Annotated in this window: 14 protein-coding genes; 8 read left to right on the plus strand and 6 right to left on the minus strand. The window is 31.6% G+C overall.

Annotated features, from left to right (window positions below; genetic code table 11):
- The first annotated feature begins 540 nt into the window (after positions 1 to 540).
- The 6 genes from thrS to JE46_RS23530 all read left to right on the plus strand — a co-directional run bounded on the left by thrS (position 541) and on the right by JE46_RS23530 (position 5,122).
- Positions 541 to 2,487, plus strand: a complete 1,947-nt coding sequence (gene thrS / locus JE46_RS23505) for a threonine--tRNA ligase (protein WP_031457740.1) — start codon at positions 541 to 543, stop codon at positions 2,485 to 2,487.
- 22 nt (positions 2,488 to 2,509) lie between these two features.
- The gene (infC, locus tag JE46_RS23945) at positions 2,510 to 3,061 is read left to right on the plus strand and encodes a translation initiation factor IF-3 (protein ID WP_078226030.1); all 552 of its coding nucleotides are present in this window, start codon (positions 2,510 to 2,512) and stop codon (positions 3,059 to 3,061) included.
- Positions 3,062 to 3,176: 115 nt separating this feature from the next.
- Positions 3,177 to 3,374 carry a 50S ribosomal protein L35 gene (rpmI, locus tag JE46_RS23515; protein ID WP_026727505.1) on the plus strand — a complete coding sequence of 66 codons (198 nt, stop codon included), beginning with the start codon at positions 3,177 to 3,179 and terminating at the stop codon, positions 3,372 to 3,374.
- A gap of 185 nt (positions 3,375 to 3,559) precedes the next feature.
- Entirely contained in the window at positions 3,560 to 3,904 is a 345-nt protein-coding gene (gene rplT, locus JE46_RS23520; RefSeq protein ID WP_007810721.1) for a 50S ribosomal protein L20, read from the plus strand.
- A gap of 134 nt (positions 3,905 to 4,038) precedes the next feature.
- A complete protein-coding gene (locus JE46_RS23525; protein WP_031457742.1) occupies positions 4,039 to 4,611 on the plus strand; it encodes a Crp/Fnr family transcriptional regulator in 573 nt (190 codons plus the stop codon).
- A 76-nt stretch (positions 4,612 to 4,687) separates the two neighbouring features.
- Positions 4,688 to 5,122 carry a carboxymuconolactone decarboxylase family protein gene (locus tag JE46_RS23530; protein ID WP_031457743.1) on the plus strand — a complete coding sequence of 145 codons (435 nt, stop codon included), beginning with the start codon at positions 4,688 to 4,690 and terminating at the stop codon, positions 5,120 to 5,122.
- A gap of 84 nt (positions 5,123 to 5,206) precedes the next feature.
- Here the strand turns inward: JE46_RS23530 and JE46_RS23535 are convergent, their stop codons facing one another.
- The 6 genes from JE46_RS23535 to JE46_RS24650 all read right to left on the minus strand — a co-directional run bounded on the left by JE46_RS23535 (position 5,207) and on the right by JE46_RS24650 (position 10,249).
- Entirely contained in the window at positions 5,207 to 6,466 is a 1,260-nt protein-coding gene (locus JE46_RS23535) for a hypothetical protein (protein ID WP_031457744.1), read from the minus strand.
- 315 nt (positions 6,467 to 6,781) lie between these two features.
- A complete protein-coding gene (locus JE46_RS23540; protein ID WP_031457745.1) occupies positions 6,782 to 7,450 on the minus strand; it encodes a response regulator transcription factor in 669 nt (222 codons plus the stop codon).
- A gap of 105 nt (positions 7,451 to 7,555) precedes the next feature.
- The gene (locus JE46_RS23545) at positions 7,556 to 8,347 is read right to left on the minus strand and encodes a sensor histidine kinase (RefSeq protein ID WP_031457746.1); all 792 of its coding nucleotides are present in this window, start codon (positions 8,345 to 8,347) and stop codon (positions 7,556 to 7,558) included.
- A 148-nt stretch (positions 8,348 to 8,495) separates the two neighbouring features.
- Entirely contained in the window at positions 8,496 to 9,230 is a 735-nt protein-coding gene (locus JE46_RS23550; RefSeq protein WP_031457747.1) for a hypothetical protein, read from the minus strand.
- Positions 9,231 to 9,274: 44 nt separating this feature from the next.
- The gene (locus JE46_RS23555) at positions 9,275 to 9,763 is read right to left on the minus strand and encodes a hypothetical protein (protein WP_244881911.1); all 489 of its coding nucleotides are present in this window, start codon (positions 9,761 to 9,763) and stop codon (positions 9,275 to 9,277) included.
- A 360-nt stretch (positions 9,764 to 10,123) separates the two neighbouring features.
- The gene (locus JE46_RS24650) at positions 10,124 to 10,249 is read right to left on the minus strand and encodes a hypothetical protein (protein WP_262494115.1); all 126 of its coding nucleotides are present in this window, start codon (positions 10,247 to 10,249) and stop codon (positions 10,124 to 10,126) included.
- Between the two features lie 425 nt (positions 10,250 to 10,674).
- On the opposite strand from JE46_RS24650, the gene JE46_RS23560 reads away from it, so the two are divergent.
- Together JE46_RS23560 and JE46_RS23565 are read left to right on the plus strand one after the other, a co-directional pair.
- Positions 10,675 to 11,325 (plus strand): phage tail protein, encoded by a 651-nt coding sequence (locus JE46_RS23560; protein ID WP_031457749.1) that lies wholly within the window; start codon positions 10,675 to 10,677, stop codon positions 11,323 to 11,325.
- Positions 11,326 to 11,391: 66 nt separating this feature from the next.
- On the plus strand, positions 11,392 to 12,515 hold a 1,124-nt coding region (locus JE46_RS23565), incomplete at its 3' end, for a cadherin repeat domain-containing protein (protein WP_167343464.1).

Genomic DNA, 12,515 nt, shown 5'->3' on the forward strand with positions numbered 1-12,515 from the left:
CAGTCTTGGCGCCTGATTTTTCTCTTTTAATTACCGTTTGAAATCCTATTTCCGCTAATATTCTTCTGGAAAACCATACCCTAGCCCCGATGGGAGGGAAAATCCTTTTGTTTTGGGGTTCAAAACAAAAGATTTGGAAGGACAGCGGGAAATAGCTCCTAAACTTGAATCCAAAACTTTTTCAAATTGCTGCTCACTATCGCTAGATCTCAAATTCCAAAACTCCAAAGGCTTCGAATTCGATCAGTCCAACAAAAAGCACCCTCATATATTGTAGTATCGTTTTTTTACCTAAGTTATATATACATAAAAACAAACCCGCCACGTTAAGACAACTTGTCGGATCCAAAACAAGCATTCGATATACCACGACGCTATATTACTTCAAACAACCTATGCAAAACCCATAGGGTTTGCCAAATTAAGACACCTTAATAATGTACAATAGAAAAGCAATACATATATAATAAGTAAACTTGTACATATATATTGTATGTGTTTTTGTAATCATGTATATTTGCACTCACAAAATTACAAACAATGATCAAGATTACTTTACCCGATGGGTCAATTAGAGAGTTCGCATCAGACGTAACTCCAATGGAGGTCGCTAAAAACATTAGCGAAGGTTTTGCTAGAAACGTTATTTCAGCATCTTTTAATGGTACAACTATTGAAACCGAAACCCCATTGACGACCGACGGTAATCTTATACTATATACTTGGAACGATGCTGAAGGGAAAAAAGCTTTCTGGCATTCTACTTCGCACGTAATGGCGCAAGCCCTGGAAGAATTGTATCCTGGAATTAAATTAACTCTTGGACCTGCAATTGCAAACGGTTTCTATTACGATGTTGATTTTGAAGATCAGAAAATCGTAGAAGCTGACTTTAAAAAGATTGAAGATCGTGTTCTTGAGATTTCAAGAGAAAAACATGAGTTTAAAATGCGTCCGGTTAGTAAAGCCGACGCTTTAGAAATGTATAAAGATAACGTTTACAAGACTGAATTGATTTCGAATCTTGAAGATGGAACTATTACTTTTTGTGATCACGCTACTTTTACTGATTTATGTCGTGGTGGCCATATTCCGAATACTGGTATTATAAAAGCTTTTAAAATCATGAGCGTTGCCGGTGCTTACTGGAGAGGTGATGAAAAGAACAAACAATTAACTCGTGTTTATGGAACATCCTTCCCTAAACAAAAAGATTTAACTGAATATCTTGAACTTCTTGAAGAAGCAAAACGTCGTGATCACCGTAAATTAGGTAAAGAACTTGAATTGTTTGCTTTCTCTCAAAAAGTTGGACAAGGTTTACCTCTATGGTTACCAAAAGGAGCTGCACTTAGAGAGCGTTTGGAACAATTTTTAAAAAGAGCACAAAAGAAAGCAGGATACGAGCAAGTTGTGAGTCCGCATATTGGCCAAAAAGAATTATATGTTACTTCTGGTCACTATGCTAAATATGGTGCAGATAGTTTTCAACCTATTCATACTCCAGCAGAAGGTGAAGAATTTTTATTGAAACCAATGAACTGTCCTCACCACTGTGAAATCTATAACGTAAGACCTTGGTCGTACAAAGATTTACCAAAGCGTTATGCTGAATTTGGTACTGTATATAGATATGAACAATCTGGAGAATTGCATGGTTTAACTCGTGTTAGAGGATTTACTCAAGATGATGCACATATTTTTTGTACTCCAGAGCAATTGGATGAAGAGTTTAAAAAAGTAATTGATCTTGTATTATATGTATTTGGTTCGTTAGGTTTTGAAAATTTTACTGCTCAAATTTCGTTGAGAGATCAGGAAAATAGAGAAAAATATATTGGTACTGATGAAAATTGGGAAAAAGCTGAAAATGCAATTATCAATGCTGCTGCAGACAAAGGTTTAAATACTGTAGTTGAATATGGTGAAGCTGCATTTTACGGTCCAAAATTGGATTTTATGGTTAAAGATGCATTGGGAAGACAATGGCAATTAGGAACAATTCAGGTAGATTATAACTTACCTGAGCGTTTTGACTTGACTTATAAAGGTGCTGATAACGAATTACACAGACCAGTTATGATTCACAGAGCTCCTTTCGGCTCTATGGAACGTTTTATTGCTATCTTACTGGAACATACAGCTGGAAATTTCCCTCTTTGGCTAATGCCTGAGCAAGCTATAATCTTGTCTTTGAGCGAGAAATACGAAATATATGCTAAAAAAGTTTTAGATTTGCTAGAAAATCACGAAATTCGCGCCCTAATTGACAACCGAAACGAGACAATAGGCAAGAAAATTAGAGATGCAGAAATGCAGAAAACACCATTTATGCTGATTGTAGGAGAAGAGGAGGAGAAAAATAACACTATTTCTATTCGTCGACACGGACAAGAAGGAAAAGGGAATATTACAGTTACAATAGACGAATTTGTCAGAATTGTAAACGAAGAAATAAATAAAACATTAAAAGTTTTTAAAGTTTAACTTAAATTATAAAGTCATAGCAATAAGAAGCAACAGAGGTTTTCAACCTCGCGTAGAAAAAAAAGATGCACACAGAATAAATAACAATATTCGTGGTGTACAAGAAGTAAGACTAGTAGGTGAAAACATCGAGCCTGGTGTATTTAAACTAGCAGAGGCATTACGTTTAGCTGACCAATTTGAATTGGATCTAGTTGAGATTTCGCCAAATGCTGAACCGCCGGTTTGTAAAATCATGGATTACAAGAAATTTGTTTACGAACAAAAGAAACGTGACAAGGTATTAAAAGCTAAATCGTCTCAAGTTGTAGTAAAAGAAATTAGATTTGGTCCTCAGACTGATGAGCATGATTACGAGTTTAAAAGAAAGAATGCTGAGAAGTTCCTTAAAGAAGGGGCTAAATTAAAAGCTTTTGTATTCTTTAAAGGACGTTCTATTATCTACAAAGATCAAGGACAAATTTTATTATTACGTCTTGCTACAGATCTTGAAGAACACGGAAAAGTTGAGGCAATGCCTGTTTTGGAAGGAAAGAGAATGATCATGTTCATTGCTCCGAAGAAAAAGAAATAAGTCTTAAAGTCGAAAGTCTTAAAGTTGAAAGTCATAAACTGACTTTTGACTTTTGACATTTAAACTTTCAGGCCAAGATATAAGTAAGTAAGAATAAATTAAAACACTAGGAAAAATGCCTAAAATGAAAACAAAATCTAGCGCCAAGAAACGTTTCAAAGTTACTGGTTCTGGAAAGATTAAAAGAAAGCATGCTTTTAAAAGTCACATCCTGACTAAAAAATCTAAAAAACGTAAATTAGCTTTGACACACTCAGCGCTAGTTCACCAAACAGATATGAAAAGCATTAAACAACAATTAAGAATTATCTAATAATAAGAGTCAAAAGTTAGAAAGTCATAAAGTTTAAAAGTCAGTTACTGACTTAGACGTTTGGCCTTAAAACATTAGACTAAAGATATTCTTTAGGTTAAAAAATATTTATATAACCTTGGAGTATGGCTTTTAAGTTCCTTTGATTCAATTCAGGACGCCTGCTACAAAAATACATTAAAATTATGCCAAGATCGGTAAATTCAGTTGCTAAAAGAGCAAGAAGAAAAAAAATAATGAAGCAAGCCAAAGGTTTCTTTGGCAGACGTAAAAACGTTTGGACAGTTGCTAAGAATGCAGTAGAGAAAGCAATGTGCTACGCTTACCGCGATAGAAAACAAAACAAAAGAAATTTCCGTGCTTTATGGATTCAACGTATCAACGCTGGAGCCAGATTAGAAGGAATGTCTTATTCTCAATTCATGGGAAAAGTTAAAGCTAACGGAATCGAATTGAACCGTAAAGTTCTTGCAGATTTAGCTATGAACCACCCAGAAGCTTTCAAAGCTATTCTTAATAAAGTAAAATAAACGTTTATCAACTCAATTTAAGATTACTTACTTATCATAAAAAACCCAGTCAAATGACTGGGTTTTTGCTTTCTAATTGTTTATCAGAATAGAAACTAGATTTATTACATTTATATTAAATCAATTACAATCAAATGCATTCAGTACTTTTAGAACATATTCAAAAATTTATCTCCTTAGAATCTCATGAGATTGATATTTTAGAATCGAGTTTGGATATTACCAAAATCAAAAAGAAACAACATGTTTTACAAGAAGGTCAAGTCTGCAACACTATACATTTTATTACAAAAGGCTGTTTTAGACAATATATTATTAATAATAAAGGAACAGAACAAACACTTCAATTTGGAGTCGAGAGTTGGTGGATTACCGATTATCTAAGTTTTCATAATCATACACCGTCTCACTTTTATATTCAGGCTGTAGAAAATTCTGAAATCATTGCAATTGAAAAACAAGTCTTGGAATCATTATTAATTCAGATTCCAAAGCTAGAACGCTATTTTAGAATCATTTCACAAAAAACATTTGGAGCTGCCCAAATGCGTATCAAATTCCTTTTTACAATGTCGGCGGAAGAAAGATATAACCATTTCAAAAACCAACAACCAGATTTCGTACAGCGAGTTCCTCAATATATGCTTGCCTCCTACTTAGATTTTTCAGCAGAATTTATGAGTAAAATAAGAGCTGGGAAGATATAAATGCATTTCTTGAAGTAGTTCAAGATTTACAAAATATGATTGACTGACCTTTGTTTCAACTTTAAAAACAAGTAAAATGAAACCAAGAATCGTTATCCCAACAGTTTCTCCAGATGCTTATCAAGCCCTTATGAATTTAGAAAGTTATATTTCTAAAACATCATTGACTCCAACGCATAAAGAACTCATCAAAATTCGTGCTTCACAAATAAACGGATGTGCTTTTTGTATTAACATGCATACTGCAGATGCCAGGAAATATGGCGAAACCGAACAACGCATTTATCTTATAAGTGCATGGCGCGAAGCGGACATTTATACAGAAGAAGAAAAAGCAATTTTGGCTTTGACCGAAGAAGTAACTTTAATCAGTAATCATGTTTCTGAAGAAACATATCAAAATGCAGCCCGTTTATTTGATGAAAAATATTTAGCAGAAATTATCCTGGCTATTATTACAATCAATTCATGGAATAGATTTGCTATCACAACAGGATTAAGAGCAGTCTAATTCTTAATGAAAACAAAAAAAGGCTTTTTCATAAATTGAAAAAGCCTTTATATTTCTTACACTAGATATAACGAGAGCAAATAATTATGTTTTTAATTTTTTCTTTTTTGCAGCCGGAAACAAAACGTTATTTAAAATCAATCGATAGCCAGGAGAATTTGGATGCAAATCCAAAACTGTTGGGGGATCACCTACCTGATGCTGATAATCTTCGGGATCGTGTCCTCCAAAAAAAGTAAACATTCCTTTTCCTTTTTCTCCATGAATATAGCGTGCTTCACCATTAAGTTCACATGCTCCCATAATTAAAACATTAGATTTGATCAATGCTGAATCAAATGAAGTAGTCTGCCCCATAAATCCTTTTACCAATTGTGTATGATTTTGACAAAGCATACTTGGTATTGGATCCCATTTTGCAGAGTATTCCATTAAAGTGAAATAATCTTTATCAGGTGTTATTCTACGTTTTGTAGTCATATCAATATCTGAAAATTCATATTGTTCCGGTCTTCGTTCAAGTGTAAAATCTTTAAAGGCAAAAGAATTTCCATAGTTCAATTTTGATTGATAATTCGGTTCACTTGCATCTCCATCAAACATTGCTTCACAGATATCAACCCCATCTGCTGTTAAAGAAATATCAAAACTATCCGTTGCAGAACACATTGCAAACATAAAACCTCCTCCAACAACAAAGTCTCTGATTTTTTTAGCTACGGCTCCTTTTTCCTGTGAAACTTTTGAATAGCCTAACTTACTAGCCAAAGCTTCTGAATCCTTTTTTTGTTCAATATACCAAGGCGTATTTTTGTAAGCTGAATAAAACTTGCCATATTGACCGGTAAAATCTTCATGATGCAAATGCAGCCAGTCGTAAAGTAACAACTGATCGCTTAAAACCTCTTCATCATAAATTGGTGTAAAGGGAATTTCGGCATATGTTAAAACTAATGTTACAGCATCATCCCAAGGTTGTTTGCCTTTTGGAGTATAAACTGCAATTTTAGGAGCTTTTTCCAAAATAACTGATTCCATATTTTGAGAGGGACTCGAAATTTCATCTAAAATTGACGCTTCTTCACTATCAGAAATAATTTCAAAACTTACTCCACGAATTTTACACTCTTTACGAATTTCATCTGCGTCCGGTAATAAAAATGAACCACCACGATAGTTTAGTAACCAACTCGCCTTGTAATCCTTACTCAAACACCAATAAGTAATACCATAAGCTTTAAGATGATTTTGTTGTGTAGCGTCATCCATCGGTAGAAGTACATAAGAAGCCTTTACCGACAGTGTTACCAAAAACAATACTACATATATTAAACTTTGTTTCATTCGACAACTATTTAAGGGTAAAGATATAAAGGAAGTACTAAAAAACCATGTTGAGACCTGAATAATTATAGCAAAGAAACTTTATTCTTTTTTAATTTATTTTAAAAAGAATAAAACAAAAAAACAGGTATAAATACTTACAAGAGATACGGATATTATCTTTAAATTTGATGATTAAAAAAACTTGTAAGAAATGAAAATTAATAATACAAATAAAGAATCGAAGAACTTAAATATATTAAAAAAAATAGCTCTTTGTATATTAGTAATTACTATTATTTTGTATTATATAATATCTATTCAATTTTTGAGTAGCTAAAGTGTTAAGACTGCAATTTCATTTTGAATAGCATATACGACTAATCCGGCAATATTTCTTGATTCTGTTTTAAGTAGTAAATTATTTCTATGCCCTTCTACTGTTCGCGGACTCAAAAAAAGTTCTTCGGCAATTTCTGCAGTTGTTTTTTGATTACAAATAAGTTGAAGTATTTCAATTTCCCGAGGCGATAAAAATCCTGATTCCAAATTTATTTTAGAATTTTTAGAAGGTTGAATAGTATCTTGTATTGTTTTTAAAATAGTTTCATTATAAAAAAATCCTTTAGAAGCAACTTCATTTATCGTGTTCACTAAATCTTTTGGGGTTGTACTTTTTACTAAATAAGCGACTGCACCTACCTGAATTATATTAGTTACAAATGATTTTGTATCATAACTTGTTAAAGCAATAATTTTAATTTCGGGAAAAAATTTTCGAATAATTTTGGTAGCCTCCACACCATTTAAAACAGGCATTTTTAAATCCATGATAATAATATCTGGTTTAGTTTCATTAATATTCAAATGAGAAATCAATTCTTCTCCATTTGATGCTTCAAAAAGGATTTCAATATTTTTTTCTCTTTGAAGTAAAAAAGAAATTCCTTTACGAAACAAAACTTCGTCATCAACTAAACCTATTTTGATATTAAGATCATCCATTTTTTTAGGCATTGAGTCTTTTAGAATTTGAAAATTACAAAAAATAACTAATAAAAAAACAGCATTGAAATATAAAATTAAGAAAACATAAAACCAATAATTTTGTTAAAAAGTAAAAAAAACATCAATTCCTTTATTTACCTCCGAACTTATTTCAATACTACCATTTAAAAAAGATATTCTGCTATCAATATTTTTCATTCCAAGTCCTTTCTGATTTTCTGATTTTTTAGAATCAAACCCTATACCGTTATCTTTATAAATACAGCTGTTAATTCCATTTACTTTATCAAAAATTATAGAAATTTCAGTTGCTTTTCCATGTCTTAAAGAGTTATTCATCAACTCTTGCAGGATTCTAAAAACATGTAAGTGCTTGTTTTTTTCATGTTCATTAAAATCAATTTTATTTTTATAAAAGACTTTAAGAGATTTACTGCTTTCAAATTCTTCACATAATTCCTCTACACCTGCATGAAGTCCAAATTTATCAAAAACAGGAGGAAGTAAATTGTGAGCAATTTTTCTGGAATTATCTAAAGCTTTTGCTGTAAGATTGATAATATTAGTTGTAATCTCTTTAGTTTCAGCTTGTGTTAAGTTCGCAGAAGTAAGTAAATAACTATTTAATGAAACTACATTTAACTTTGAACTAATATCATCGTGTAAATCCTGAGCTATCCTTTTACGTTCTTCCTCTTGTGTAATAAGAACAGCATGTAATTGCTCTCTTTGATGTGCCAGTATTAAATCTTTTTTCTCTAATTCTTTTTGAATGATTTTTTTTCTGGAGAAATAAAAAAAGACAATCAGAGCAATTGACACAATCATAAAAAAAAGCGATGTATATAAAATTATCGCGACTATCTCTTTTTCAGGAATTGAATTTACATTCATATAAATTTGTGGTATTTCTTTTATTATTGAATATAATACAAAATCAAAGATATTCATTTAATTTTATCAGAGAAATACCTTTAAAAATAATTTAATTAAAAATCTCTATCAAACAAAAGTAGATAGAGATTTTTAATTAAATTATTTTTTATTCTGATTCAACACAAGGAGGGCAAGGTCTGGTACCATCATAAACATCTTCAGCTTCTTTAGATGTTAAAGTTGTTGTTTTAATTACATTATTTTGATCTAAGCCAATTAAAATTGTTGTTATTTTTCCTTTTGAGTTAAGTCCTAACAAAACTCCAATATTTTTATTGTTTTTAGCTACCATGGCCTCAATAATTTCAGATTCTAAACTAAAATAGCGAAAACGATTCCCTTCGTAAGAGGTTATTTCATCTAAATCAGAAACCGCATTTAACTTTTTTTGCCAGGCTTCTATCCAAACTGAAGCATCTTTTGGCAATAACAAATGTTTGGTTAATAAGGATGTTCTTTTATTTGTTTTACTTATAGACAATTCATTAAGCTTAGTTAAGTTTAATTCTTTCAAAATTGTTGATTTAACAGAACCTAAATCATCTCCGGATTTATCAACACCAATCACCTCTATCTGTATTGTATTATCAGCATAACCTAATACAAAATGTACTTCTTCAATGTTAGGTGTTTCTACTAATTCCTTCATTTCCTCTGTAGAAAATAAATAAGCCGCAACTTGTTTTTGGGAACTGGCAAATTTAGCATCTAACTTTGCTGTCAACCAACTTTCTTTTTGTAAAGTTGTGGCTGAAAGAGCATCATCCTGAGTACTTTCTTTTTGACATGAGAACATAAAAACCATAATTGTAAAAACAATGTGTACTTTAATTTTTTTCATAGTTAATGATTTAATATTATGATAATTCAACAAAATTATTAAGCTTACAAAACAGTTTTTTTAGAAAAACTTATTTTCCATTCATATAAAATAACCAATTGGTATATTAAAAACAGAAAAGCATTTAATGTCCAGGAAAAATATTTCACATCCTTACTCAAAGTTAAAGTAATATTTCCTACTAAATACAAAATAGTAGAGCCTAACATAAAAAAAATAATACCTATCGTAATATAATAATACGTTTTATGTTCTGTAAGCATATTATAAAAATGTAATAATGCGAAGACTACTATCAATAAAGAAGTAAGAGTAATTTCGAATAAATTGAACTTTAAAAATTGTTTAGGATCAATAAAAAACTGAACACTCAATACTAATAAAGCAAAATACAAACTACACTTTACAATTTTTGCTTGAGATTTTAATTTTAAAATCGAAGCATAAAATAAACTTAATAAAATCATTTGTCCAATAACAAAAATATTGATTAGAAATAAATTATCTAATTTCAAATGATACATCCACTCCATAGAAAACTGCATTACACATGCAAAAGCTAAATAGGATATAAAAAAAACATTAGCTTTTTTCTTAAAGAAAAAACTATATGTATATAAAACCAAGTTAATCAATAAAAATAGATAACCTGAATATATTAAAAAATCTATCATCATTATATTGGGTCAGAGTCACCAAAAAGAGAACTTGTATGTGTATCATCATAAACGACTGCTATTAGGCACATCATCTGTATTTTAAAAAAAACTTACAAATAGTCGTTTCTCCATCTAATTTTGTACTAACAAACCATAAAATTTGTTCTTTATCATTGTCTCTTCTATAAACTATAACAGTACTAAAATTATGACTTAGTAACAACTTTAAACTTTCTAATGGAAATAAACATCAATTTTATTTTTTACTTCTTCTTTATTAAAACCTCTGTATTCTTTTGTCCTTCTTTTGCCAAGAGGTAAACTGTTTTTAATTTTTCCATTAAAATTTGTTTCTGTCATATTTAGATTTTTTCTGGAAATAAGTTAAACAATTCTTTAGCTAAACTAATAAATTATTTTAGAAAATTGATTTAAAAACAAAAAACATCGCTAATATTCCTTTAAAACAAATTGAAAAACAACTACTTAACTTACTTTATTTTAAAAAACAGGTATAAATACGCGTATCCAAATTTTTAATATGCTTTAATTTTGGTTTATACATTTAATTTACAAAACGGAAATACTAAAAAATGACTCCTAATTAGCATTCTCATTTATTTTAAAAATATTACAAATAAATTTCATGTATGATTTTTCACGTCTTTACAACATTTATTTGTAGCCTCATGTCATTTTGTTGATTCTTATTTTACAGTTAAACTATGTTTGATATATATATTTTATTAATAAATCAATAATTAATCAATTTAAAAAAGAAAAATATGGACGAAATAATGGGAACCATCAAACTTTTTGCAGGAAATTTTGCTCCTGTAGGCTTTTTAACTTGTGAAGGACAAACTTTATCAATAAGTCAAAACACAGCTTTATTTTCTATATTAGGAACAACCTATGGAGGAGACGGAATGAATACTTTTAAACTTCCTGACTTACGCGGAGCATTTCCGACACAAACTTCAAACATTGGAGGATCACATCCTGGAGGAACATATGCTTTAGGGCAAGTTGGTGGAAATCAATCCTACACAATTACATCCAATAATATGCCTCCTCATACGCACACAATTGTAAAAGGAGCAGGAACAAACCTGACCGGTGCTGTAACAGTAAGTACTGTTTTACAAGCAAGTACAGCAGATGGAGCATCTCCATCACCTTCTGCAACAAATAATGCTTTAGGAACTACAGGAGATGTTGGAGGAAGTGGTCAACCCAATCTTTATACTAATGGTACACCAACTATACCCTTGGCAGGAGGTACCTCAACAGTGGCTAATAGCTTAAATTTTGACCCAACAGGATTGACTTTGACTCCCTGGGGAAATGGTCCTCAACCATTACCAACTGTACCACCTTTTGTGGCAATGCAGTATATTATTTGCGTTCAGGGTATATATCCTTCCAGACCATAAATGATTAAATTATAAGGACTGTCCACATAACAGTCCTTTTTTGTAACTATTTATAAAAATAATCTTATGTATAAAAAATTACTTCTATTTGCATGTTTTCTAGGCATGATAACATCCTTTAATGCTCAGACATTAGCTCCTGGCGATATTGCGATTATAGGCACGAATTACGATGTAGTACCCTACGAAATGACTATTGTAAATCTTGCTCCTATAGCAGCAAATACTGTTATCCGAATAACAGATTATGGATATGATGAAACGACCGGTACTTTCGGCACTACTTCTGTGAGTAACACCTCAGAGGGTTCAATTACCTGGACAACTACAGCATTGGCTGCCGGAACAGTGACTAAATTGACAATCTCCGGAGGAGCTACTCCTGTTGTTACTGGCTTACCAGGTACTGTTACTGTAACGGGATGGTCAAATGCAACTGCCACAAATTGTCCGGTACCCGCAGGAGGAGATAACTGGTTTATTTTTCAAGGAAATTCTCCAACATCAATAAATAATTTTATTTTTGCATGGACAAACACCTTTAGCGCAACTTTTAATGCTATAAATCAACCTGCAGGACAATTTAATGTATCTGGATCAGGAGCTCCTAACAATAATAATTCATATTTACCTCCATCTCTTACTCTTGGATCAACGGCTATTGCACTTAACAGAGATCCATCTAATGGAGGATATCATGGCGACAATAACGTTTATACAGGAATTTTCATTGGTACTAAATCACAAATACTTAGCGAAATTGGTAATGTATCAAAGTGGACCAGAAGCGAAACCGTAGCTTTTAACATAACTCCTGGTGCAATAGGAAGTTCATTTCCTGGTATAAATCCGATATTTACACTACCTAATTCCATTCCAACCGATATTGGACTTTCTGCTACGGCAATCAACGAAAACGTAGCTGCCGGAACAACAGTGGGAGTCCTATCTTCTGTTGATGTGGATGCTGCAAATACTTTCACTTATACTTTGGTAGCGGGTGCAGGAAGTACAGACAACAGTGCTTTTACAATCAGGATCAGCGGAGCAAACCTGCAGATCAATGCAAGTCCGGATTTTGAAACTAAATCCTCGTACTCGATTAGAATAAGAACAACAGATCAGGCTGGTTTAAGTTTTGAAAAACAGTTTACGATTACTATTAATAATGTATGCGAATTAGACAATGG

The sequence above is a fragment of the Flavobacterium chungangense LMG 26729 genome (assembly GCF_000735715.2).
GTDB classification, from domain to species: domain Bacteria; phylum Bacteroidota; class Bacteroidia; order Flavobacteriales; family Flavobacteriaceae; genus Flavobacterium; species Flavobacterium chungangense.